General features: G+C 72.2%; 24 protein-coding genes. 9 read left to right on the top strand and 15 right to left on the bottom strand.

What is annotated here, in order from left to right; all coding sequences use genetic code 11:
• Nucleotides 1–350: 350 nt before the first annotated feature.
• Nucleotides 351–620, top strand: a complete 270-nt coding sequence (locus AB0C33_RS28255) for a hypothetical protein (protein WP_358293246.1) — start codon at nt 351–353, stop codon at nt 618–620.
• A 105-nt stretch (nt 621–725) separates the two neighbouring features.
• Nucleotides 726–1,790 carry a glycoside hydrolase family 19 protein gene (locus AB0C33_RS28250; RefSeq protein ID WP_358293245.1) on the top strand — a complete coding sequence of 355 codons (1,065 nt, stop codon included), beginning with the start codon at nt 726–728 and terminating at the stop codon, nt 1,788–1,790.
• A 19-nt stretch (nt 1,791–1,809) separates the two neighbouring features.
• On the opposite strand, the gene AB0C33_RS28245 is transcribed toward AB0C33_RS28250, so the two are convergent.
• The gene (locus AB0C33_RS28245; RefSeq protein ID WP_358293243.1) at nt 1,810–2,211 is read right to left on the bottom strand and encodes a MerR family transcriptional regulator; all 402 of its coding nucleotides are present in this window, start codon (nt 2,209–2,211) and stop codon (nt 1,810–1,812) included.
• Between the two features lie 86 nt (nt 2,212–2,297).
• Between AB0C33_RS28245 and AB0C33_RS28240 the strand changes: the two genes are divergently transcribed.
• A complete protein-coding gene (locus AB0C33_RS28240; RefSeq protein WP_358293241.1) occupies nt 2,298–3,188 on the top strand; it encodes an NAD(P)-binding domain-containing protein in 891 nt (296 codons plus the stop codon).
• 8 nt (nt 3,189–3,196) lie between these two features.
• Here the strand turns inward: AB0C33_RS28240 and AB0C33_RS28235 are convergent, their stop codons facing one another.
• Together AB0C33_RS28235 and AB0C33_RS28230 are read right to left on the bottom strand one after the other, a co-directional pair.
• Nucleotides 3,197–4,966 carry a long-chain fatty acid--CoA ligase gene (locus tag AB0C33_RS28235; protein WP_358293239.1) on the bottom strand — a complete coding sequence of 590 codons (1,770 nt, stop codon included), beginning with the start codon at nt 4,964–4,966 and terminating at the stop codon, nt 3,197–3,199.
• A 50-nt stretch (nt 4,967–5,016) separates the two neighbouring features.
• The gene (locus AB0C33_RS28230) at nt 5,017–5,199 is read right to left on the bottom strand and encodes a hypothetical protein (protein WP_358293237.1); all 183 of its coding nucleotides are present in this window, start codon (nt 5,197–5,199) and stop codon (nt 5,017–5,019) included.
• Between the two features lie 25 nt (nt 5,200–5,224).
• On the opposite strand from AB0C33_RS28230, the gene AB0C33_RS28225 reads away from it, so the two are divergent.
• The 3 genes from AB0C33_RS28225 to AB0C33_RS28215 all read left to right on the top strand — a co-directional run bounded on the left by AB0C33_RS28225 (nt 5,225) and on the right by AB0C33_RS28215 (nt 8,643).
• Entirely contained in the window at nt 5,225–5,761 is a 537-nt protein-coding gene (locus tag AB0C33_RS28225; RefSeq protein ID WP_358293235.1) for a CGNR zinc finger domain-containing protein, read from the top strand.
• 223 nt (nt 5,762–5,984) lie between these two features.
• The gene (locus AB0C33_RS28220) at nt 5,985–7,604 is read left to right on the top strand and encodes an ABC-F family ATP-binding cassette domain-containing protein (RefSeq protein WP_358293233.1); all 1,620 of its coding nucleotides are present in this window, start codon (nt 5,985–5,987) and stop codon (nt 7,602–7,604) included.
• Between the two features lie 37 nt (nt 7,605–7,641).
• Nucleotides 7,642–8,643: a hypothetical protein gene (locus AB0C33_RS28215; RefSeq protein WP_358293231.1), complete on the top strand. Its 1,002-nt coding sequence runs from the start codon at nt 7,642–7,644 to the stop codon at nt 8,641–8,643.
• A gap of 72 nt (nt 8,644–8,715) precedes the next feature.
• Here AB0C33_RS28215 and AB0C33_RS28210 read toward each other — a convergent pair whose 3' ends face one another.
• Both AB0C33_RS28210 and AB0C33_RS28205 read right to left on the bottom strand, forming a co-directional pair.
• Entirely contained in the window at nt 8,716–8,973 is a 258-nt protein-coding gene (locus AB0C33_RS28210) for a zf-TFIIB domain-containing protein (RefSeq protein ID WP_352331027.1), read from the bottom strand.
• Between the two features lie 59 nt (nt 8,974–9,032).
• A complete protein-coding gene (locus AB0C33_RS28205; protein ID WP_358293229.1) occupies nt 9,033–9,887 on the bottom strand; it encodes a phosphotransferase in 855 nt (284 codons plus the stop codon).
• Nucleotides 9,888–9,930: 43 nt separating this feature from the next.
• Here AB0C33_RS28205 and AB0C33_RS28200 point away from each other — a divergent pair, with 43 nt between their 5' ends.
• Entirely contained in the window at nt 9,931–10,236 is a 306-nt protein-coding gene (locus AB0C33_RS28200; protein WP_358293227.1) for a hypothetical protein, read from the top strand.
• Nucleotides 10,237–10,310: 74 nt separating this feature from the next.
• On the opposite strand, the gene AB0C33_RS28195 is transcribed toward AB0C33_RS28200, so the two are convergent.
• A complete protein-coding gene (locus AB0C33_RS28195; protein ID WP_352331431.1) occupies nt 10,311–10,550 on the bottom strand; it encodes a hypothetical protein in 240 nt (79 codons plus the stop codon).
• 148 nt (nt 10,551–10,698) lie between these two features.
• Between AB0C33_RS28195 and AB0C33_RS28190 the strand changes: the two genes are divergently transcribed.
• Nucleotides 10,699–11,595 (top strand): TIGR03619 family F420-dependent LLM class oxidoreductase, encoded by an 897-nt coding sequence (locus AB0C33_RS28190; protein WP_358293226.1) that lies wholly within the window; start codon nt 10,699–10,701, stop codon nt 11,593–11,595.
• On the opposite strand, the gene AB0C33_RS28185 is transcribed toward AB0C33_RS28190, so the two are convergent.
• From AB0C33_RS28185 to murQ, 3 genes are read right to left on the bottom strand one after another with little or no spacing between them, the layout of a single operon-like run.
• A complete protein-coding gene (locus tag AB0C33_RS28185) occupies nt 11,592–11,972 on the bottom strand; it encodes a VOC family protein (protein WP_358293224.1) in 381 nt (126 codons plus the stop codon). The two genes, AB0C33_RS28190 and AB0C33_RS28185, sit on opposite strands and share 4 nt — an antisense overlap.
• A 4-nt stretch (nt 11,973–11,976) precedes the next feature.
• Entirely contained in the window at nt 11,977–13,071 is a 1,095-nt protein-coding gene (locus AB0C33_RS28180) for a serine hydrolase domain-containing protein (RefSeq protein ID WP_358293222.1), read from the bottom strand.
• Nucleotides 13,072–13,128: 57 nt separating this feature from the next.
• On the bottom strand, nt 13,129–14,028 hold the full coding sequence (gene murQ / locus AB0C33_RS28175) for an N-acetylmuramic acid 6-phosphate etherase (protein ID WP_358293220.1): 900 nt from the start codon (nt 14,026–14,028) through the stop codon (nt 13,129–13,131).
• A gap of 57 nt (nt 14,029–14,085) precedes the next feature.
• On the opposite strand from murQ, the gene AB0C33_RS28170 reads away from it, so the two are divergent.
• Nucleotides 14,086–15,198 (top strand): DUF1343 domain-containing protein, encoded by a 1,113-nt coding sequence (locus AB0C33_RS28170; protein ID WP_358293218.1) that lies wholly within the window; start codon nt 14,086–14,088, stop codon nt 15,196–15,198.
• 2 nt (nt 15,199–15,200) lie between these two features.
• Here AB0C33_RS28170 and AB0C33_RS28165 read toward each other — a convergent pair whose 3' ends face one another.
• From AB0C33_RS28165 to AB0C33_RS28140, 6 genes are read right to left on the bottom strand one after another with little or no spacing between them, the layout of a single operon-like run.
• Nucleotides 15,201–16,055: a GNAT family N-acetyltransferase gene (locus tag AB0C33_RS28165; RefSeq protein ID WP_358293217.1), complete on the bottom strand. Its 855-nt coding sequence runs from the start codon at nt 16,053–16,055 to the stop codon at nt 15,201–15,203.
• The gene (locus AB0C33_RS28160; protein ID WP_352354161.1) at nt 16,055–17,065 is read right to left on the bottom strand and encodes an ABC transporter ATP-binding protein; all 1,011 of its coding nucleotides are present in this window, start codon (nt 17,063–17,065) and stop codon (nt 16,055–16,057) included. Before AB0C33_RS28160 ends, AB0C33_RS28165 begins: the two co-directional genes overlap by 1 nt.
• Nucleotides 17,062–18,048, bottom strand: coding sequence for an ABC transporter ATP-binding protein (locus AB0C33_RS28155; RefSeq protein WP_358293215.1), 987 nt, complete (start codon nt 18,046–18,048; stop codon nt 17,062–17,064). Before AB0C33_RS28155 ends, AB0C33_RS28160 begins: the two co-directional genes overlap by 4 nt.
• Before the next feature lie 3 nt (nt 18,049–18,051).
• Entirely contained in the window at nt 18,052–18,957 is a 906-nt protein-coding gene (locus tag AB0C33_RS28150) for an ABC transporter permease (RefSeq protein ID WP_358293213.1), read from the bottom strand.
• The gene (locus tag AB0C33_RS28145; protein ID WP_358293211.1) at nt 18,954–19,961 is read right to left on the bottom strand and encodes an ABC transporter permease; all 1,008 of its coding nucleotides are present in this window, start codon (nt 19,959–19,961) and stop codon (nt 18,954–18,956) included. The genes AB0C33_RS28150 and AB0C33_RS28145 overlap by 4 nt, the downstream gene beginning before the upstream one ends.
• Before the next feature lie 3 nt (nt 19,962–19,964).
• Nucleotides 19,965–21,797: an ABC transporter substrate-binding protein gene (locus AB0C33_RS28140; RefSeq protein WP_358293210.1), complete on the bottom strand. Its 1,833-nt coding sequence runs from the start codon at nt 21,795–21,797 to the stop codon at nt 19,965–19,967.
• Nucleotides 21,798–21,903: the final 106 nt, after the last annotated feature.

Genomic DNA, 21,903 nt, shown 5'->3' with positions numbered 1-21,903 from the left:
ACCTCGCCTGGACCGTGTTCCAGTCGCTGCTCTGCCGCGCCGAGGGTAGCGGGGGAATCTGCGGATGTGGGGCCTGCACGTCGAGCGCGCGGACAGGCGGCGGACGTTTCATGACGGCACCACCTACAGCAGCATTTGAGCCCGGAGCGGATCGCCGCGATCGTCTACCAGGGGCCCACCCCAGCGGCGATCGCTCTGGCCCAGCTCAGGCGCCCACAGCCGACAGAAGTACGCGCGCTGATGCCAGCGCGCCTGCGGGATGGCCTGCCTGCAGATAATCCTCGGCCACCGCGACCGCGGCCCTGACCACGGGCCTGGTCGCGGTCGCGATCAACGCGCTGTGGGAGTCCGTGTTCGCGGTCGGCATGATCGTCGGCCTGGTGGTGCTGTTCAGGGAGCGGTTCGCCGAGCAGGGGCCGCGCGGCAGGTTCCTGGCCGGCAACGCCTACGCGGTCTACGTCATCCACCCGCTGGTGCTGGTCGCCGTGGCCTGGGCGGTGCGGGGGCTGCACGCGGCGGCGGTCGTCAAGTTCGCCCTCGTGCTGGCGGTGTCGCTGCCGTTGTGCTGGGGGCTGGCGTACGCGGTCCGGTCGTTGCCGGGGGCCAGGCGCGTCCTCTGACTGCGGGCTTGACTTTGGGCCTTGCCGGGCCCTCGGCGGCGTGCCACCATCGCGCTAACTCTTAGGAAACTTTCTTAAGAGATTCCGTGAAGGGAAGTGATCGGGGTGCGCCGGAGCCTGACGCTGTTCGCCGCCGCGCTGCTGGTGGCGGGCGTCCTGTCGGCCGTCGTGCCGGCCCCGCCGGCCGGGGCGGCCACGTGCGCGACGCCGTGGAACGCCTCGACGGCCTACAACGGCGGCGCGGTGGTGTCCCGCGGCGGCCACAACTGGTCGGCCAGGTGGTGGACGCAGAACGAGACCCCCGGCACCGCCGCGGTCTGGGCCGACCAGGGCGCCTGCGGCGGCGGCGGCACCCCCACGCCCGGCTGCGACCACCCGAACTGGGTGGCCGGCCGGTACTACGCCACCGGCAGCATCGTGCGATACACCGACGGCAACTATTACATCGCCGTGCACGACAATCCCGGCTACGACCCCGTGATCAGCACCTGGTACTGGGACCCGTACGCGTGCGACGGCGGCGGCACGCCCACCGACCCGCCGGACCCGGGAGGCTTCGTGGTGAGTCAGGCGCAGTTCGACCAGATGTTCCCCGGCCGCAACTCCTTCTACAGCTACAGCGGCCTGACCACGGCGATCGCCGCCTTCCCTGCCTTCGCCGGGACCGGCTCGGCCACCGTCAGGAAGCAGGAGGCCGCCGCCTTCCTGGCCAACGTCAGCCACGAGACCGGCGGGCTGGTCTACATCGTCGAGCAGAACACCGCGAACTACCCGCACTACTGCGACGCGACCCAGCCCTACGGCTGCCCGGCCGGGCAGGCCGCCTACTACGGCCGCGGGCCCATCCAGCTGAGCTGGAACTTCAACTACAAGGCCGCCGGCGACGCCCTCGGCATCAACCTGCTGAACGACCCCTGGCAGGTGGAGCGGAACGCGTCCGTGGCCTGGAAGACCGCGCTGTGGTACTGGATGACCCAGAACGGCCCCGGCACCATGACCCCGCACGACGCCATGGTCAACAGCCGCGGCTTCGGCGAGACCATCCGCAGCATCAACGGCAGCCTGGAGTGCAACGGCGGCAACCCGGGCCAGGTGCAGAGCCGGGTCAACGCCTACCAGCGCTTCACCCAGATCCTCGGCGTCGCCCCCGGCGGCAACCTGTCCTGCTGACCGCCTCCCCGGCGCCCGATCACGCCGGTCGCGCTCCCGCCGGGGCTCGGCCGGCCTCATCGGCCGGCGCGCGCCGTTCGGTGGTCTCCAGGTAGCCGCGCAGGGCGCGCCGGGAGCGGCTGAGCGTGTCGATCTGCTCGTCGAGGCCGCGCAGCCGGGCGCGCAGCGTGTCCAGCAGCTCGGGGCAGGGCACCAGATCGGGGTCGGGGCCCGTGACGCAGGGCAGCAGGTACGCGATCTCCTCGGTCGACAGCCCGGCGTCGAGCAGCTTCCTGATCTGGGCCACGGTCAGCACGGCCCCGTCGTCGTACTCGCGGTAGCCGCTGGCGCGGCGGCTGGGCTCCAGCAGGCCCTGGGCCTCGTAGTAGCGCAACTGGTGCGGACGGACGCCGGTCCGCCGGCTCAGGTCACCGATCAGCACGGCCGTCCCCCTTGACCTTCATACCGGTCTGAACGTTGACGATTCTTCCATAGCTGCTGAACCACCTCTTTGGGAGAGCGACTGTGATGACGAAGGAAAGCCGTACCCCCGTGACCGTCCTCGGCCTGGGGCTGATGGGGGAGGCGCTGGCCGGGGCGTTCCTGCGCGACGGCCGGCCGACGACCGTCTGGAACCGTACGGCGGCCAAGGCCGACCGGCTGGCCGGGCAGGGCGCCGTACGGGCCGGGTCGGCGCTGGAGGCCGTGGGCGCCGCCCCGCTCGTGGTCGTCTGCCTGACCGGGTACGACGCCGTGCGCGAGGTGCTCGACCCGCTGGGCGCCGCCCTGGACGGCCGGGTGCTGGTCAACCTCACCTCCGGCACCTCCGCCGAGGCCCGCGACACCGCCGCGCGGGTGGCCCGGCACGGCGGCGCCTACCTCGACGGCGCGATCATGACCACCCCCGCCGCCATCGGCACCCCGGCGGCCGCCCTGCTCTACAGCGGCCCGCGATCGGCCTTCGACCTGCACGAGCCGGCCCTGCGCAGCCTCGGCGGCGCGACGACGTACCTCGGCGCGGACCACGGCCTGTCGGCGCTCTACGACGTCGGGGTGCTGAGCCTCATGTGGAACATCCTCAACGGCTTCCTCCAGGGCGCCGCGCTGCTCGGGGCCGCCGGGGTGGAGGCGGCGGCGTTCGCCCCGGTCGCGCGGAACGGCGTCGAGACCGTGGCCGGCTGGCTGGCCGACTACGCGCGGCAGATCGACGAGGGCGCGCACCCGGCCACCGACTCGACCCTCGACACGCACGTCGCCGCCATGGACCACCTCGTGCACGAGAGCGAGTCGCACGGCGTGGACGCCACGCTGCCGCGCTTCATCAGGGAGCTGGCCGGCCGGGCCGTCGCGGCGGGCCACGGCGGCGAGGGCTACACGGCGCTGATCGAGCAGTTCCGCAAGCCCTCCGGCCGGGACTGACGGCGTCGTCAGTCGGCGTAGAAGCCGTCGAGGACGTCGGCGTGGCGTTCCTCGACGGCCTTGCGCCTGATCTTGAGGCTGGGCGTCAGCTCGCCGGTCTCCACGGTGAAGTCGCCGGCCAGGATCGCGAACTTCTTGACCGTGGCGTAGCTGGCCTGGTCGGCGTTGACCTGCCGGATCGCCTTGTCGACCTCCTCGCGCATGCGCGGGTGCCCGCACAGCGCCTCGGGGTCGGCCGGCAGCGACTCGGCCTCGGCCCACGGGCGCACGACGTCCATGTCGAGGGTGACCAGGGCCGTCACGTAGTTGCGGCGGTCGCCGTGCACGAAGACGTGCGAGGCGAACGGGCAGGCGGCCTTGATCCGGCCCTCCAGGTAGGTGGGGGCGACGTACTTGCCGCCCGAGGTCTTGATCAGCTCCTTCTTGCGGTCGGTGATCAGCAGCCGGCCGGCCTGGTCGAGCTCGCCGATGTCGCCGGTGTGCAGCCAGCCGTCCGCCAGCGCCTCGGCCGTCTCCTGGGGCAGGCCGTGGTAGCCGCGCATCACGCCGCGCCCGCCGATGAGGATCTCGCCGTCGTCGGCGATGCGGACCTCGGTGCCCGGCAGCGGCGGGCCGACCGTGCCGAACCGCACCGACTCGGGACGGTTGAGGAAGCTGCCCGCCGACGACTCGGTCAGGCCGTACCCCTCCAGGATCGTCAGGCCGGCGCCGTCGAAGAACTCGGCCACGTCCCGCGACAGAGGCGCGGCCCCGGAGATGAAGAAGCGGATGCGGCCGCCGAAGCGCGCCCGCAGCTTGGCGAAGACCAGCCGGTCGGCCAGCGCGTGCTCGACCCGGGTGGTGAGCGGGACGGCCGCCTCGCGCTGCCGCGCCCTGCTGACCCGCAGGCCGGTCTCCCGCGCCCACTCGAAGATGCGCAGCTTGGCCCCGCCCTCGCGGCGCACGGTGGCGACGACCGTGTTGTGGATCTTCTCGAAGATGCGCGGCGCGGCGGCCATCACGGTCGGGCGCAGCGCCCCCAGGTTGTCGGCGATGCGGTCGAGGCGGCCGTCGATCGCGGTCGGCACGCCGATGTCGATCATCACGACCTCCAGCAGCTTGCCGAACGAGTGGGACAGCGGCAGCCACAGGAAGTGCAGGTCGGCGGGGGACAGCAGGCCGATCTCGCGGACCGAGCCGGCCGCGAACAGCCAGTTGTCGTGGGTGAGCTCGACGCCCTTGGGACGTCCGGTGGTGCCGGAGGTGTAGATGAGCGTGGCCAGGTCGTCCTGGGCGATGGCGTCCACCAGGGCGTCGTAGTCGTCCGGCGCGTCGCCCTCGCCCTGGCTGACCGAGTCGAGGGTGACCACCCAGCCGTCGTCGCTCGCCGAGCCGTCGACGACCACCACGCGCGTGACGTCGGGCAGCTCCTTCTGCACGGACCTGAGCTTGGCCACCTGCTCGTCGTCCTCGGCGATGACGATCGTGCTGCCGGAGTCGGTGATGACGAAGGCGCACTCGGCGGCCGTGTTCGACGGGTAGATGGTGGTGGTGGCCGCGCCCGTGGAGAGCACGGCCAGGTCGGCGAGGATCCATTCGAGCCTGGTCGAGCAGAGGATCGACACGCGCCGGCCGGGCCCCGCGCCGAGCCCGGACAGCCCCAGCGCCAGTCCGCGGACGCGCTCGCCGACCTCGCTCCACGACAGGGAGGTCCACGCCTCGCCCGACGGCACCCGGTACGCCTCGGCGTCGGGGGTGGCCGCGATCCGGTCGCGCAGCAGGGAGGGAATGCTGGACATGCCTGACCTCCTGAGGGGTGTGCCGCCGACTCTAGGACGAGTGCGCCGGATCAGTCGATGGCCGTGATCGACCTGCCGCCGGCCGGAGGCGGGCCGGCGCTCGCGGCCGTCCTGGACGTGCGCACCTCCCACGCGCCGCAGGCACAGCGCAGGTAGGAGACCAGGCCCTCGGAGGTGCGGTGGGAGGAGACGAGGGTCAGGGCGAAGGGGTCGTGCGGCTCTCCGGGATGCATGACTCCAACCTGATGTAATGACCTTGTGCATTTCAACACTTACGGCGGCAACGGCGCCGAACTCGCCGCGGCCCTGGTCAACGCGAGCGACTTCAGCCCGGCCGCGGTGCGGGAGACGCTCACGGCCAACGCCATGTGGCGCACGGACGTCACCCCGGCCCAGGCGGCGGAGCTGGCGGCCTGGGCGCGCCGGCTGGCTCCCGTCTTCGGGGAGCCCGACCTCGGCGTCCAGGTGCGGCTGATCAACGAGCTGCTGGAGATCACCGCGTCCAGGCCGCACATCAGCACCCATGACGGCCTCGAACCCCACCTGCACTTCTTCTCCGCCGAGGCCGACATCGTCTCCAGGGCCAAGGACACCACCGCGGGCGGGCTGGCCATGGCCGTGTGCTTCTCCGACGGGCGGCGGCTCGGGCGGTGCGACCGGACGGGGTGCGAGACCGTCTATGTGGACACCTCGCGTAACGGGCGGCGCCGGTTCTGCTCGCTGACCTGCGCGAACCGGGTCAACGTGGCCGCCCATCGCGCCCGGGACGTTGCCCGTCGGTCGTGTTTCGGGTAGTGTGTCCGGGTCGTATCGCCGACCCCTGGGGGCAGCTGACGTGAGGATCTGAGGCCGCGGGCACCGCGCCTACCGCCCGGTCACGGGCTCTGTCGCGTGCGCACCTCGACCTCGGCGACCTCTTCGCCCCGGTTCTTCCCAGCTCAAGCTGTCTGGTTGTCGCGCGCGCAGCGGTGTTCCCGCCAAGTCACGAAATTTCGATTTTTGTGATGGGAGCCGCCACATGTCTTTCTCCATTGTCGTCGATCACGTGTCCTTCGGCTGGCCCGACGGGACCATGGTGCTCGACCGTCTCGACGCCGCCTTCCCCGCCGGGCGTACCGGGCTCATCGGGGCGAACGGGTCGGGCAAGTCCACCCTGCTCAAGATCATCGCCGGGGAGCTGACCCCGGGATCGGGGTCGGTCTCGGTCACCGGCGAGGTGGGGTACCTGCCGCAGAACGTGCCGCTGGAGGGCAGCCGCACGGTGTCCGACCTGCTGGAGATCAGCGGGAAGCGGGCCGCGCTGCACGCCGTCGAGAGCGGCGACGTCGCCGAGGAGCACTTCACCGCCATCGGGGACGACTGGGACGTCGAGGAACGCGCGCGGGCCGAACTCGACCGGCTCGGGCTGGGCCACGTCGGGCTCGACCGCACGGTCGCGACGCTGTCGGGCGGCGAGGCCGTCATGGTCGCGCTGGCCGCGCAGATTCTCAAGCGCCCCGCCGTGCTGCTGCTCGACGAGCCCACCAACAACCTCGACCTGGACGCCCGGCGGCGGCTCCACGCCGCGGTCTCGGCGTACCCCGGGGTGCTGGTCGTGGTCAGCCACGACCGGGCGCTGCTCGACCTCGTGGACCAGGTCGCCGAGCTCCGCGACGCCGCCGTGCGCCTGTACGGCGGCAACCTGAGCGACTACGAGGAGCAGGTCGCCGCCGAGCGGGAGGCGGCCGAGCGCACGGTCAGGACCGCCGAGGGCGAGGTGCGGCGGCAGCGGCGTGAGCTGATCGAGGCCAGGACCAAGCTCGACCGGCGCGGCCGCACCGCGCGGAAGGCGTTCGAGAACAAGAAGGTGCCCAAGATCGTCGCCGGCGGGCTCACGATGAAGGCCCAGGTGTCGGCGGGCAAGCACCGCGCGCTGCACCAAGAGCGGCTGGCCGCGGCCAGGGGCAGGCTGACCGAGGCGGAGCTGGCCGTGCGCGACGACGCCGAGATCCGCGTCGAGCTGCCCGGCACCGCCGTCCCGGCCGGCCGGACCCTGCTGACGCTGCCGCTCGACCGTCCCGACCGTCCCGACCGTTCCGGCGGCCCTGACGGCACGCCCGGCGAGGGCGGGCTCAAGGCGCTCGACCGGCTGGTCGTCCGGGGCCCCGAACGCATCGCGCTGCTCGGGCCCAACGGGTCGGGCAAGACGACCCTGCTGCGCAGGATCGTCGAGCACGGCGCGCACGTCCCGGTGGGGTACCTGCCGCAGCGGCTGGACGTGCTCGACGACGCCCTGAGCGTCGTGGACAACGTGCGGGCCGTGGCGCCGGCCGCCTCGGTCAACGACGTGCGGGCGCGGCTGGCCCGCTTCCTGTTCCGCGGCACGCGGGCCGACCAGCCCGTGGGCACGCTGTCGGGCGGCGAGCGGTTCCGCGCCGCCCTGGCCGCGCTGCTGTCGGCCGATCCGCCGCCGCAGCTGCTCCTGCTGGACGAGCCGACGAACAACCTGGACATGTCCAGCGTCCGCCAGCTCTCCCAGGCGCTGGCGGCCTACCAGGGCGCGCTCGTCGTGGCCAGCCACGACGTCCCGTTCCTGGAGACGCTGGGGATCACCCGGTGGCTGCGACAGGATCGGGACGAGGGACTGGCCGAATCGTAATTGACGTCTGGGGATCAACCGGGCAATAGTGGGGCAGGTGGCTTCACCCCGGTTGATCTCCTGCGTTCTCGCCCTGGCGACGGTGACGCTCGCCGCCTGCTCCTCTCCGCCTCCGCTGACCGGCGGTGAGCCGAAGGTCAGCGGCGTGGCGGACGGCAAGGGCGGAGCCTTCAGCGGCGATCCCAGTGGCGATCCCAGCGGGGACCCCTCATCGGGGTCCAGCCCCGCCGTCAGCGCCCTGACGCCGGAGGCGTACAAGGGCGAGCTCGACAGCAGGCACAAGGCGATGACCGGCGCGATCAGCGGCCTGGCCGGCGCGCGCGGCGTCCAGGCGCTCAACCAGCGCGTGGACAAGGCCGAGCAGGCGCTGAGCGGCGCCGCCGACGCCCTGTCCGCGATCGCCCCGCCCGCCGAGATACGCGCCCAGCACGACGCGTACGTCACCAGCCTGCGCGACTTCGCCACCGAGCTCGGCTCCACGGCGGGCAAGGTCGGCAGCCGCGAGCTGTGCACCCCCTCGGCCGTGCTGAGCGACCTGAACACCAAGCTCACCGCCCTGAACAAGGCGGGCGAGGCGCTGCAGAGCGCCGGCGACTACCCGGCCGACGTCGTCACCGTCAAGGCCGGCGGCAAGCAGAACAGGCGGTTGAAGAACGGCGCGTTCATCCGCCGGACCTCCCTCGGCGGACGCAGCTCCCTGGAGGTCGACAACGGCGGCACCCGCGACGCCGTCGTCACGGCGGTCAGGGGCGGCGGCAAGACGTTCAGCGTGTACGTGCGCAAGAAGGCCAAGTTCAAGGTCAGGGGCGTGCCCGACGGCACGTACAAGATCTACTTCACCCACGGCGTGGACTGGGACGGCAAGAGCCGGTCCTTCAGCCGCCAGTGCAGCTTCGAGCGGTTCCAGAAGTCGGTGAAGTTCAAGACCACGGTCACCGCCACCCAGATCCTCTGGCACGACTGGCGGGTCACCCTGCACGCCATCTCCGGCGGCAACGCCCGCACCGCGCCCGTCAACCCCGACGACTTCCCGAGCTGACCCTCCAGGGCCGGGCCCGCACACGCGAAAGGGCCGCGCGAACGCGCGGCCCTTTTCCGGCTGCCGGGGCGATCAGGTCGAGAACAGCATGCCCACCCAGCTGCGCTGGCGGTGGTGGCCGTAGTGGTGACCGCCGTGGTGGGGGGCGCCCCAGGCCGGCCCGGGGGCGGGGGGCGGCGGCGGAGCGGCGTGGTACTGCGACTCCATGCGGGTCAGGGTCTCCAGCTCGCCATAGTCGAGGAAGATCCCACGGCAGTTGTCGCACTGCTCGATGTGGACGCCGTTGCGCTCATATGTCCGCATGTTGCCGCGGCACTTCGGGCACTGCATCTAAGTCGCTCTCCTTGGATCCGGGGTCTCAGGCTGAAACCTACCGCGTGCGGCCCCCGTCACGCTCGGACGATTCTGCTGCACGATTCGATTAACGCGTGCTCCACCTCGTCGAGTTCCCGGTTCTCGCGTTCGGCGTTGAGCACGGCCACGGCGGCCAGTTGCACGGTCAGCGCCCGGGCCGGCAGGTCGAGCCGCTGCCAGGGATCGTCGCCCTGGCCGAGCGCGGGGCCGCCCGAGGCCAGGTAGGCGCCGAGGAACCGCTCCCAGACGGCCGGCTCCAGCAGGCCCGCCGCGTACCAGGCGGCCGGTCGCGCCAGGTCCCAGGCCGGGTCGCCGACGCCCAGGTCGTCGACGTCGATGAGCAGCCAGCGGTCGCGGCAGACGAGCTGGCCCAGATGCCAGTCGCCATGGGTGAGCAGGCCCGGCACCGGGGCGGGCTCGGGCAGCTCCTTGAACGCGTGCCTGACGAGCTGCTCGACCGGGCCGTCGCCGCTCATCCTGGACACCGCGCGGGCGGCCCGCGCCGGGCCTCCGGCGGGCGGCATCGGCGGCACCACCGTCAGGGGGACGGCGTGCAGCCGGGCCAGCAGCCGCGCGCCCTCCTCCCAGGGGGCGGACGCGGGGTCGTCGTGGGGGACCGGGCGGCCGGCCGGCCAGACGCTGACCGCGCGGCCCGCCGCCGTCAGCACCTCGGCCTCCAGCGGGGCCAGCAGCACGCCGTTGACCGCGGCCGCGGCGGCGGCCCTGAGGCGGGCGCGCAGCGGCTCCACCTCGTCGCGGGCGGAGTGGGCCTTGACCACCACCTCGCCCATCCGTAACACGACCACGTCGGTGCGTGTCTGGTGTCGCACGGGCTCGCCCGTGCCGCCGTACGCCGCGGCGATGCCCGCCAGCTCCTCCTCTAGACCCACTCGTACAGAGTATTGGGCAGTGTTGGGGGTAAATGCCGTCGTGATGGCGGGAGCGAGGGAGTGGGCGGCGCTGGCGCGCGAGTGGCTGAGGGCGAGCTCGCCGCGGGCCGCCCAGGCGATGCGCGAGCACGATCAGGAGGCCGCCCGGCGCCGCCGTGAGCGGCGTCCGGCGGCGCGCCGGCGCGTGGACGGGGAAGCCGCCCGGCAGCCGACGAGGTGGGCGGTCGAGCCCGAGGCGGCGGACGCCCCGGGCCAGGAGGAGATCGAGCGGGCGCGTGCGGCGCTGGCGCGGGCGACCTCGCTGGAGCGGGCGCGGGCCCGGGCGCGGCGCGAGCGGGGGCACGGGTGACGTGCCGGATCGAGCCGCGCCGACCCCTGACGGAGGACCGCCGTCATCCGCCCGCCGTCATCCGCCCGCCGCGCCTACTTCCGCAGCCAGAGCATGTAGTACGGGCTGTCCCAGCGGCACTCGTACTCCTTGTACCCCTTCGTGACGAGCAGGGTGGTGCCCGCCGACACGCAGTTCTGCAGCGTGCGGTACGCCTGGTACGGGGTCCAGCTCGTGGCCGAAGCGCCGGCCGGAGCGGCGACGGAGAGGGTGCCGACGGCGAGGGCCCCGGCCATGGCCAGTGCCACGCCGAGCCGTGCGGACTTCTGTCGCATGCATCGTCCTTCCTCGTGGGGCGGCGCGGACGCGCCGTGTTGATCATCCTCACGCTAGCGCTTCTTGATCAGAAAGATGCCCCTTTTGTCGATCTTGTACCTTTCGTGTGGCGGGAGATCGCGCACCCGGGTCGGTCAGACTGGGAGCATGAGAATCGGTTTCGCCGTACCCCAGTCAGGGCCCTGGGCCACACCGGAGAACATGCGCCGCGTCGCCGCGCGGGCCGAGGAGCTGGGCTACCACGAGCTCTGGACGTTCCAGCGGCTGCTGTACCCCGTCGGGCATCCCATGGGGCCGACCTACCGCAGTGTCCACGACCCGCTGGTCACGCTGGCGCACCTGTCCGGCGTCACCCGGACGATCCGGCTGGGCGTGGCCGTGGTGAACGCGTACGTGCAGCCGGTCGTGCTGGCCAAGCAGCTCGCCACCCTGCAGACCCTCTCCGGCGGCCGGGTCAGCGCCGGCATCGGGCTCGGCTGGGTGCCGGAGGAGTTCGAGGCCACGGGCGTCGGCATGGAGCGCCGCGGGCGCCGGGGCGAGGAGTTCGTCGAGCTGCTGCGCAAGGCGTGGACGGACGACGTCGTCGAGCACGACGGCGAGTTCTACCGGGTGCCGGCCTCCCACATCGACCCCAAGCCGGCGCCGGGGCCGCCGCAGGTCCTGCTGGGCGGCACCGCCGAGGTCGCGCTGCGCCGGGCCGGCCGGCTGGCCGACGGCTGGATCAGCTCCAGCAGGGAGGACCTGTCGGCGGTCGCGGGCCGGATCGCATTGATCAAGGAGGCGATCGCCGGCGCCGGACGCGACGCGGCCTCGTTCCGCTACGTGTGCCGCGGCGTCACGCAGGTGCGGCCCGCCGGCGCCGAGGACGCCCGCCGGCCCCTGACCGGCACGTACGAGCAGATCAGGCAGGACGTCGCCGCCCTGGCCGCCGAGGGCGTCACGGACGTCTTCCACGACCTCAACTTCGACAAGGAGATCGTCACCGCCGACGCCGGGGAGGCGATGCGCCGGGCCGAGGAGGCCCTGGAGGCGCTGGCGCCCTAACCGCCGCCGTAGGGGACCGTGATGATCTCCAGGTTGTGTCCGTCGGGGCCCGACCAGTAGAGCCCGCGGCCGCCGTCGTGGGTGTTGATCACGCCGGGCCTGGTGTGTCCCGGATCGGCCCAGAATGTCAGGCCGCGGCTCCTGATCCGCCCCCAGATCTGGTCGAACTCCTCCTCGCCGACGAGGAAGGCGTAGTGCTGCGGGGTCACCTCGCCGTCGGCCTGCATCACGTCGAGCGAGACGTCGTTGGCCAGCGTCACGACCCGGAACGGGCCGTAGACCGGCGCGGGCTCCAGGCCGAGGACGTCGACCAGGAAGGCGGCCGTGGCGTCCCGGTCGGTGGCGGCGACGATGGTGTGGTTCAGCTGCACGGGCATGCGTTCACGCTACGTGCCGCAGCGCCTCGGCGGCCACCGCGCACCGCAGCTCGCGCATCCCTGGCCGCCCGCGCACCGGATGGACGGCGTTGGTCAGCAGCACCACGGTCAGCCCGCGCGCCGGATCGACCACCAGCGACGTCCCGGTGAACCCGGAGTGGCCGTAGGCGCCGCTCAGCGGGCCCACGATGCCGGGGTCGCCGATCCGCACGCCGAGCCCGTGCCGGAACGCGGCCCCCTCCGCCCCCTGGTCGCGGGTCATCTCCGCCACGCTCGACGGGCTCAGCATCGCGCCCCCGCCCAGCCGCAGCGCCTCCCCGAAGGCCAGCAGGTCGTCCGCCGGGGCGAACAGGCCCGCGTGCCCGGCCACCCCGCCCAGGGCGTGGGCCGTCTCGTCGTGCACCTCGCCGCGCACGCAGCCGGGGCCGGGGCGTTCGGGCTTGAACTCGGTCGCGGCGACGCGCTGGGCCGGCCCGCCGCCGCCGACCGGGCGGTAGCCGGTGCCGGGGAGGCCGAGCACGTCCGTGATCCGGGCGCGGACCAGGACGTCGAGCGGGGCGGACGCGGCCAGCTCGGCGATCCGGCTGGCCATCACCATGCCGACGTCGCTGTAGAGGTAGGGGCCGCCGACCGGGCCGGTGACCGGCGTGGTGAGCATCGCGGCCATGCGCTCGTCCGGCCCGGCGTGCGGAAGCTCCAGGTCGATCCGGCGGGTCGGCGTCAGGCCCGCCGTGTGGGTGAGCAGGCGGCGCAGCGTGATCCGCGGGTCGGCCCCGGGGAGCCACGACCGGACCGGCTCGTCCAGGTCGAGCAGGCCCTCCTCGGTGAGCGAGAGCACCGCTGTGGTGGTGAACAGCTTGCTGACCGAGGCCAGGTCGAACACCGAGTTCCGGCGCGCGGGGGGCCGATCGGCGGCGAGCGTCCCGGGGGCCTCCGGCCCGGCGTCCGATCCGGTGGTCGGCTCGGCGTCGGCGTACCTGACCAGCTCGCCCACCGCCGCGGCGGCGGTCACCGTGCCGTGCGCGGCGATCAGCGCGACCGCCGCCGGGCACACCTCGGGCACCGCGGCGGCCAGCAGGCGCTCCAGCCGGTCCGACATCCCCGTTCCCCCCTCGTCAGTCCTCCGACAGTGCCTTGGTGCGTCCCGTCCGCTACGTCAGCCGCTGAGCGCGTCGCTGAGCCGCTCTCCGTGCGACTCCAGCAGCGCGCGGGCGGCGTCGGGGTCCAGGCCGTGCTGGATCATCACCACGGCCGTCTTCGCCTGCCCGCCGGCCGCCTCCAGCGCCGCGCCCGCCGTCGCGGCGTCGGCCCCGGTGATCTCGCGCACCATGCGCAGCGCGCGGGAGGCGAGCTTGCTGTTCATGGCCGACATCTCGATCATCTTGTTCCCGTAGGTCCGGCCGAGCCGGACCATGGAGATCGTCGAGATCATGTTGAGCACGAGCTTCTGCGCCGTGCCCGCCTTCAGCCTGGTCGAGCCCGCCACCACCTCGGGCCCCACCACGACCTCGATCCCGTGCTCGGCGGCGGCCGACAGCGGCGCGCCCGTGTTGCACGACAGCGCCGCGGTCAGCGCCCCCCGGCCGGCGGCCTCGGCCAGCGCGCCCAGCACGAACGGGGCCCGCCCGCTGGCCGACACGCCCACCACCGAGTCGAGCGCGCCCACCTCCAGGTCCTTCATGGCCGCCGCGCCCGCCTCGGCGTCGTCCTCCGCGCCCTCGATGGACCGGGTCAGCGCCTCCGGCCCGCCGGCGATGACGCCCTGCACCAGCGAGGGGTCGGTGCCGAACGTCGGAGGGCACTCGCTGGCGTCGAGCACGGCCAGCCGTCCCGAGGTGCCGGCGCCGACGTACAGCAGCCTGCCTCCCTCGGCCATCCGGGCGGCGATCGCGTCGATGGCCGCCGAGATCGCCGGCACGGCCGCGGCCACGGCCACGGGCACCTCGGCGTCGGCCTGGTTCATCAGTCGGGCGATCTGCTCCGTCGGCAGCCGGTCGATCTGGCTGTAGCGGGGATCGCTCTGCTCGGTGGACAGCTCGGGCAGCGGATCAATCATGACGCTAATTTCCACCCTTTACTTCTCAGTTGTAAATATCTTTCAGAGAATGGATCCATGTCACACGTACGCACCGGAGCCGAACGGCTGGCCGCGGACCCCGCGCTGGCCGGCGGCGCCCGTCTCGGCCTGATCACCAATCCCACCGGCGTCCTGCCCGACCTGACCCCCACGACCGACGCCCTGCTGGCCGCAGGGCTGCCCCTGACCGCGCTGTTCGGCCCCGAGCACGGCCTGCGCGGCACGGCCCAGGCGGGATCGAGCGAGCGCGACGCGGTGGACCCCGCGACGGGACTGCCGGTCTACGACACCCACGAGCTGTCGGGCGACGACCTCGACCGCGTGGTCGCCGCCTCCGGCGTGGACACGCTGGTCTTCGACATCGCCGACGTGGGCGCCCGTTTCTACACCTTCGTGTGGACCATGTACGACCTGCTGGCCTCGGCCGCGCGGCTGGGCCTGCGGTTCGTGGTGCTGGACCGGCCCAACCCCCTCGGCGGGACCGCCGAGGAGGGCCCTTTGCTGGACCCGGCGTTCGCCAGCTTCGTGGGCCGCTTCCCGCTGCCCGTGCGCCACGGCAGGACCGCGGGGGAGCTGGCGGCGCTGTTCGGCTTCGACGCCGACCTGCGGGTGGTCACGATGGAGGGCTGGCGGCGGGACATGAGCTGGGCGGAGACCGGCCTGCCCTGGGTGATGCCCTCGGTCAACATGCCGACCCCCGACACCGCGCTGGTCTACCCGGGCACCGGGCTGTTCGAGGGCACCAACTTCTCCGAGGGCCGCGGCACCACCCGGCCGTTCGAGCTGGTCGGGGCGCCGTACGCGGACGAGCGTTACGCGGCCGCCCTGAACGGGCTGGAGCTGCCGGGGGTGCGATTCAGGGACACCTGGTTCACCCCGACGTTCCACAAGCACGCGGGCCTGCCCGTCCGCGGGGTGCAGCTGCACGTGCACGACCCGCGGGCCATCCGGCCGGTGCTGACCGGGTTGTCGATGCTGCACACGGCCCGCGTCCTCTACCCGGACGACCTGGTCTGGAAGGGCGAGGAGCTGTTCCTCGACCTGCTCTGGGGCTCCGACACGCTCACGCGCTGCCTGGAGGCCGGGGACGACCCGCGCGAGCTGTGCCCGCCGCCCGGCCGTCCCGAAGGACATCTGCTCTACAGCTGACATCAGGCCAGATCGCGCCGGTAGAGCCAGAAGACGCGTTCGGCTCGCGCGCCCACGGCGCGCGAGTAGAACCGCAACGGCCCCACCCATCCGATCTCGGCGCTCTCCTGGCCGGCGGCCCGCTGCTCGGCCAGGCAGCGGCGCAGCAGCACCCCGCCGAGGCCGAGCCCGCGGGCGTCCGGAGCGGTGCCCATCGGGCCGAACCAGGCCGGCCGCGCCCCCCAGGCGGCGAAGGCCAGGACGCGCCCGTCGCGCTCGGCGTAGTGCAGGCCGGTCGCGTTGGCCGCCTCCCAGGCCCACCGCTCGTTCCAGTGCTCCTCGACGAACGCGGCCACGGCCGAGCGGTCGGCGCCCGCCGCCCGCACCGTGACCCCCGCCCGCTCCAGCCGCGCCAGGTCGTCCTCGACGGACAGGTCGGCCCGCAGGTCGGCGGTCATGTTCCAGGCGACGTGGTAACGCTCGTAGCCCAGGCTCTCGGCCAGGCAGGCGGCCGCGGTGTACCGCACGTCGATGCCGGGCCAGGCGTAGCAGGGCGGGTTCCCGGCGAAGCGCGCCTGCCGCACGCCGTGCCCCCGCAGCCACTCCTCGGCCGCCCCCACCAGCGCCCGCCCGTGCCCGCGGCCCTGGACCGAGGGGTGCACGGCCAGCAGGTCCAGGTGCCCGACCTCGGGGTCCTTCGACGAGACCGAGGTCATCACCACCCCGCCGTCGGTCGCCAGCGCCGTCCAGCGGCGGTCGGCGGGCGGGTCGGCCAGGCGCCGGACCAGGTCGGGAGCCTCGGGCGCGTCCAGCGTCAGCGCGGCGGCGGCCACCCGGGCGGCCTCGGCCAGGTCCGCGCCGCGGACGGTGGGCGACATCACACCTCGCTCATCGGGCGGGCGATCACGTCGCGCCGCTCGGGGTAGAAGCACGCGTGCTGCTGCGGCACGCCCTCGGTGATCTGCAGCAGCGGCCGCTCGCCCGCGCACCGCTCGCCCTGGAAGGGGCAGCGGCGGGCGAACAGGCAGCCCTCGTCGGCCTTGCTCTCGTCCAGCGACTCCAGCGGCGTCACCGGCTGCGCGCCGGGCTCCTCCAGGCCGTGCAGCACGGGGATGGCCGACAGCAGCGACTGCGTGTACGGGTGCACCGGGTCGGCGATGACCGTGTCCACCGGGCCGCGCTCGACGACCTGGCCGCGGTAGATGACGTAGAGCTCGCCGTCGTCGCCGATGTAGCGGGCGGTGGCCACGTCGTGGGTGATGAACAGCACGCTCACGCCCAGCCGCTCACGCAGGTCCTTCAGCAGCGCGAGGATGCCCAGCCGGAGCGAGACGTCGATCATCGAGACGGCCTCGTCGGCGACCAGCATCTCCGGGTCGACGGTCAGCGCGCGGGCGATGACCACCCGCTGCCGCATGCCGCCCGAGAGCTGGTGCGGGTAGCGCCCCAGCACCGAGCCCGGGTCGAGGCCCACCATCGACAGCACCTCGGCGGCCCGCTCCTCGATCCACTCCTTCGACCGCCCGGTCTGCCCGGCCCGCAGGCTGAGCGGCGCGTACAGCGTCTGGTGGATGGTCCGGGTCGGGTTGAGCGCCGAGTACGGGTCCTGGTGGATCATCTGGATCTTGCGGAAGTACGGCTGGCGCCTCTTCTGCTTGAGCCCCGACATGGACACGTCGCCGATGACGATCTCGCCCTCGTCGTAGGTCTCCAGCCCGGCGATGATCCGGCCCAGCGTGGTCTTGCCGCAGCCGGACTCGCCGATGAAGGAGGCCGCGCCGCCCTTGGGAATGGAGAAGTCCACCCCGCGCAGCGCCCGCACCTCCCGCCCGGCCAGCACGTTGCCGCGCTGCTTGTACGTCTTGACGATGCCGGTCCCGGTGATCACGCGTGCTCCTTCACGGTCACGGCGTGGCAGGCCACGACCCTCGATCCATGCGCCACGGCCAGCGGGTCGACGGTGTCGCACACGTCCATGCGCAGCGCGCAGCGCTCCCTGAACACGCAGCCCTCCTTGGGCACCGTGGCCAGCGTCGGCGGCCGGCCGGGCAGCGCCTGGGCCTCGGCGATGTCGCCCACGAGCCGGGGGATGGCCCTGATCAGGCCCCGCGTGTAGGGGTGGCTGGGGGAGCCGAGCACGTCGCGGGTGGGGCCCTGCTCGACCAGGCGGCCGCCGTACATGACGACCAGGCGGTCGGCGACCTCGGCCACGACGCCGATGTCGTGCGTGATGACCAGGGTGGTCAGGCCGCGCTCGGCGTGCACCTCGCGGACGATCTTCAGGATGTTCGCCTGAGTGATCATGTCCAGGGCGGTCGTCGGCTCGTCGAGCACCACCAGGTGGGCGTTGAGCACCAGCGCCAGCATGATGCCGACCCGCTGGCGCATGCCGCCGGACAGCTCGTGCTGGTGCGAGTCGAGCACGCGCGCGCCGTCCAGGCCCATCCGGCCGAGCAGCTCCTTGGCCTCGCGGACCAGGCCGGGCAGGTCCTCAACGCCGTGCGAGCGGCCCAGGTCGAGGAGCTGCTTGCCGACCGTCTTGAGCGGGTTGAGCGAGTTCTGGGCGGCCTGGAAGACGTACCCGATGTGCCGGCCGCGAGCCTTGCGCAGCTCCTCGCCGGCGAAACCGGTCACGTCGCCGAGACCGTCGATCTCGACGCTGCCCGCGGCGATCCTGCCCGGCGGCTGCACCGCGTTGAGCAGCGACAGCGCCAGTGTGGACTTGCCCGAGCCGGACTCGCCGACGATGCCGGTGATCGTGCCGGGCTCCAGCGTCAGCGTCACGTCCCGGACGGCGGGCAGTTCGCCCGCGGGGGTCTTGTAGACGACCGTCAGGCCGTCGATGCGCACTCCCGGCGCTTGTTCGGCCACTTGCTACTCCTCGCGCAGCCGGGGGTTGAAGATCTCGTCCATGGCGTCCACCACGAGCACGATGCCGAGCGTGAGCAGCAGGATCGCCAGCAGCGGCGCCAGCAGGTAGCCCAGCGCGTTCGGCGTGATCATCGCGCCCGCCTGGAACACGGCGAGGTTGAGCATCACACCCCAGTTGTCCGACTCGTACGGCAGCACGCCCAGGAAGAACAGGCCCACCTGCGAGTAGACCGCGCCGGTGACCGCGATGAGCATGTTCATCGCGATGTAGGGCGCCATGCTCGGCAGCAGCTCCTTGCCGATGATGTGCGTGGTGGACAGCCCGAGCCCGCGGGCGGCCTCGATGAACCCGCGCTCGCGCAGCGACAGCGTCTGCGCGCGCACCGCCCGCGCCACGCCGCCCCAGCCCAGCAGGCCGAGCACCAGGCCCATCTGGACGGGGTTGCCGAACTTCCACACGGTCGCCAGCACCAGCAGCAGCGGCAGGCCGGGGATGGTGAGCTTCATGTCGGTCAGCCGCATGAGCACGGTGTCCCAGCGGCCCCGCTTGAAGCCGGAGAACAGGCCGATCGCGGTGCCGGCGACGACCGTGATGATCGCGGTGACCAGGGCGGTGAGCAGGACGTAACGCGAGCCCTTGATGACCAGCGCGATCACGTCCCGGCCCTGCGGGTCGGTGCCGAACCAGTGGTCCCAGCTCGGCGGCTGGGTGATCGCGCTCGCGTTGCCCGGCAGGTGCTCGGGCAGCAGCATCGGCCCGATCACCGCCATGACGATGAAACCGGCGATGATGACGACCCCGGCCATGCGGCTGGGCTTGCGCCTCATCACCCGCCAGACGCCGTGCCAGAAGTTGCGGCGCATGGCCGAGGCGGCCGGTGCGGCCTCCGGGATGAGCGTGGCGCTCACGAGCCCTCCTCTCCGCTGCGCACCCGCGGGTCGATGACCGTGTAGAACAGGTCCGCGACGATGTTGGCGATGATCGTGCCGACCGTGATCAGCAGGAACGCCCCGCCCATCAGGCCGTAGTCGCGGTCCTGGACGCCGCTGATCAGCAGCCAGCCGAGCCCCGGGTAGTTGAAGATCTTCTCGATGAAGACCGCGCCGCCCAGCAGGAGGCCCAGCGACAGGGCGAGCATGGTGAACAGCGGCAGGATCGCGTTGCGCGCGATGTAGCGGAACACGATCGAGCGCTTCATGCCGCGCAGTTCGGCGGCCAGGATGAAGTCGTCGCCCAGCACGGTGACCACGCTCGACTTCATCGCCAGGATCCAGCCGCCGTAGGCCGACAGCGCGTACGTGGCCACCGGCAGCACCGCGTGCTCGACCAGCGAGCCGATGTAGCCGGCGTTGAACCCGGGCTCGAACAGGATGTCCACCGAGCCGTCGGCCGGCAGGATCGGGAGCAGCGTCGCGAAGATCACCACGAGCAGCATCGCCAGCACGTACTGCGGGATGCCGTGCAGCAGCGAGCCGGAGATGGCCAGGGCGTCGCCCAGCTTGCCGGTGCGCTTGATGGCGGCGTACACGCCGAGCAGGATCCCGACGAAGAAGCTCAGCAGCGTGCCGGCCAGCACCGGTAGAACGGTCCACTTGGCCGCGTCGGTGAGCACGTCGACCACGGAGCTGCCGGGCCGGCTGACCGACATGCCGAGGTCGAGGTGGAGCAGGCCGGTCATGTAGTCGGCGTACTGCTGCCACAGCGTGCCGTCGGGCAGGAAGCCGTACAGGACCTTGACGGCCTGCGCGGCGGCCTCGGGCGACATGCCCTGCTCGACCAGCTTCTCGTAGCGGGCGGCCATCGGGTCGCCCGGGATGTTGTTGATGATGAAGAAGCTGATCGTCGCGACTACGAGGATCATGACGAACCCGCGGGCCAGGTGGCCCGCGAGTCGTCGTGCGATGAGCGCCATGAACTACGACTTCGCCTTGATCATGCCGAGCTGGATCCAGACGCCCGAGGGCAGGACGCCGGCGCCCATGCGCAGGATCTCGTCGTCGTGCGGCCAGCCGGTGAAGCGGCTGTTGTTGACGAACTGGGTGTTGACGTAGTCCCAGAGCTGGATGACCGGGAGGTCCTGGTTGGCGGCCTTCGCGAGCTGGGCCATGATCGGCTTGGCCTGCTCCTCGTTGGCCGAGTTCAGCTTGCCGGTCAGCTCACCGGGGTTGATCTTGGCGCCGTCGACCTCGATCTCCTCGGGGCCGCCCATCCAGTTGCCGGCCTTGCCGGGCTCGGAGTGCTTGACCTTGCCCGCGACGTTCGTCCAGCCGTTGGAGGCGCCGTACAGACGCTGGTAGATGTCGTACGGCGCGGGGCCGAGCGCCATCAGCCAGAAGCCCACGTCGTACTTGCCGGCCGCCAGCTCCTCCAGGTAGAGGGGGTAGTCGTTGGCCGTGACGACCTCGGCGTCGACGCCGGCCTTGACGAGCTGGCTCTTGATGTTCTCCTGGGCCGACAGCCAGTCGGAGAAGCCGGAGGGCGCGTGCATGGAGACCTTCCACGCCGAGCCGTCGGCCAGCGTCCACTTGCCGTCCTTCTTGGTGAGGCCGGCCTCCTTGAACTCGGCCTCGGCCTTGGCCACGTCGGGCGCGTACGGCTCCAGCTTGGGCAGCTCGTCGGGGATCCACGCCTGCGCGGCCTTCTGGTGGATGCCGCTGGTGGTGACCGCCGCCGTGCCGCCCTCGGGCGAGGCCACCTTGGTGACCTCCTCGCGGTTGATCAGGTAGGCCAGGCCGCGCCGCACGTGCACGTTGTCGTACGGCTTCTTGGACTGGTTGAAGGCCATGCTCACCGCGACCGGCGAGTAGCCCTTGATGACCTCGTTGCCGGCGGCCGCCTTGATCCGGTTCATCACGTCGGACGGGGCGGCGGTGAAGCCGGCGTGGTCGAGCTTGCCCGCGGTGAGGTAGTTCCAGATCTGCTCGTTGCCGGTGTAGTTGAGGAACTTCACCTGCGCCGGCGCCACGTTCGCGGCGTTGTAGAAGTACTTGTTCTTGACCAGCAGCGCCTCGGACGGGTTCACCCGCTCCAGCACGAACGGGCCGGCCGAGGTGTCCTTCGGCGGGGCGAAGGTGAGCACCTTCTCGCCCAGGCCGGTGATGGTCTCGCGGGCCTTGTCGGCCTCGGCGCCCTCGCCCCTGGAGGCCTTGAGCTGGTCCCAGAAGTCCGCGGGGAGCACGCTGCTCCACACGTGGGAGGGCAGGACGAACGTGTCGAGCACGCCGCGGGCGAACTTGGGGCTCGGGTTCGCCATGTCCTGGGTGATCTTGAGGGTGTGGTCGTCGACCACGGTCACGTCCGCCGCCGCGCCCGCGGCGCCCGGCGTGATGGAGAACGCCGTGCTGCCCTGGGTGTAGGCGATGCCGATGGACATCTTGACGTCCTCGGCGGTGACCGGCTTGCCGTCGGACCACTTGGCGTTCGGCTGGAGCTTGAGGGTGATCGCCGAGTTGTCCGGCGCGATCTCCCAGCTCTCCGCGATGCCGGGGAGGGCCTGGTTGGGGTCGGTCAGGTGGTTCTTGACCCAGCCCAGCTTCATCGCCGTGTAGCCGGGGAAGGAGTTGCCCTTCGGGTTGTACGGGTTGGCCGGGGCCGTGGCCTCCAGGCCGGGCCTGTTGACGTCGATCGTGGTGAAGAGCCCGCCACCACCACCGCTCGAGCCGCCGGACTTGTTGTTAGTACCACCGCTGCACGCCGCTGTGGCGGTGGCGAGGCCCAGCAACGCCACTACCGCTGCCAGTCGCTTCATCTGCCGCTCCGGGGGATGTCGGACCTGTTGAGGATCTGTAGGGAATTGACCGGACCCTACGGTCGCCAGCAGGCAGCGTCAATAATCTCCAGATGTTGTGAGTGTA

The organism is Nonomuraea sp. NPDC048881, assembly GCF_040649795.1.
Lineage (GTDB): Bacteria > Actinomycetota > Actinomycetes > Streptosporangiales > Streptosporangiaceae > Nonomuraea.
Note: the sequence above shows the minus strand (reverse complement) of the source record. Positions and strands in the feature narration are given on the sequence as shown.

Bases quoted from the DNA above. Each gene is read 5' to 3' on its own strand.
- AB0C33_RS28240 (WP_358293241.1), top strand. From the start codon at position 2,298: ATGACGAAGGAAAGCCGTACCCCCGTGACCGTCCTCGGCCTGGGGCTG.
- AB0C33_RS28235 (WP_358293239.1), bottom strand. From the start codon at position 4,966: ATGTCCAGCATTCCCTCCCTGCTGCGCGACCGGATCGCGGCCACCCCC.
- AB0C33_RS28230 (WP_358293237.1), bottom strand. From the start codon at position 5,199: ATGCATCCCGGAGAGCCGCACGACCCCTTCGCCCTGACCCTCGTCTCC.
- AB0C33_RS28220 (WP_358293233.1), top strand. From the start codon at position 5,985: ATGTCTTTCTCCATTGTCGTCGATCACGTGTCCTTCGGCTGGCCCGAC.
- AB0C33_RS28210 (WP_352331027.1), bottom strand. From the start codon at position 8,973: ATGCAGTGCCCGAAGTGCCGCGGCAACATGCGGACATATGAGCGCAAC.
- AB0C33_RS28200 (WP_358293227.1), top strand. From the start codon at position 9,931: ATGGCGGGAGCGAGGGAGTGGGCGGCGCTGGCGCGCGAGTGGCTGAGG.
- AB0C33_RS28195 (WP_352331431.1), bottom strand. From the start codon at position 10,550: ATGCGACAGAAGTCCGCACGGCTCGGCGTGGCACTGGCCATGGCCGGG.
- AB0C33_RS28190 (WP_358293226.1), top strand. From the start codon at position 10,699: ATGAGAATCGGTTTCGCCGTACCCCAGTCAGGGCCCTGGGCCACACCG.
- AB0C33_RS28185 (WP_358293224.1), bottom strand. From the start codon at position 11,972: ATGCCCGTGCAGCTGAACCACACCATCGTCGCCGCCACCGACCGGGAC.
- AB0C33_RS28180 (WP_358293222.1), bottom strand. From the start codon at position 13,071: ATGTCGGACCGGCTGGAGCGCCTGCTGGCCGCCGCGGTGCCCGAGGTG.
- murQ (WP_358293220.1), bottom strand. From the start codon at position 14,028: ATGATTGATCCGCTGCCCGAGCTGTCCACCGAGCAGAGCGATCCCCGC.
- AB0C33_RS28170 (WP_358293218.1), top strand. From the start codon at position 14,086: ATGTCACACGTACGCACCGGAGCCGAACGGCTGGCCGCGGACCCCGCG.
- AB0C33_RS28165 (WP_358293217.1), bottom strand. From the start codon at position 16,055: ATGTCGCCCACCGTCCGCGGCGCGGACCTGGCCGAGGCCGCCCGGGTG.
- AB0C33_RS28145 (WP_358293211.1), bottom strand. From the start codon at position 19,961: ATGGCGCTCATCGCACGACGACTCGCGGGCCACCTGGCCCGCGGGTTC.
- AB0C33_RS28140 (WP_358293210.1), bottom strand. From the start codon at position 21,797: ATGAAGCGACTGGCAGCGGTAGTGGCGTTGCTGGGCCTCGCCACCGCC.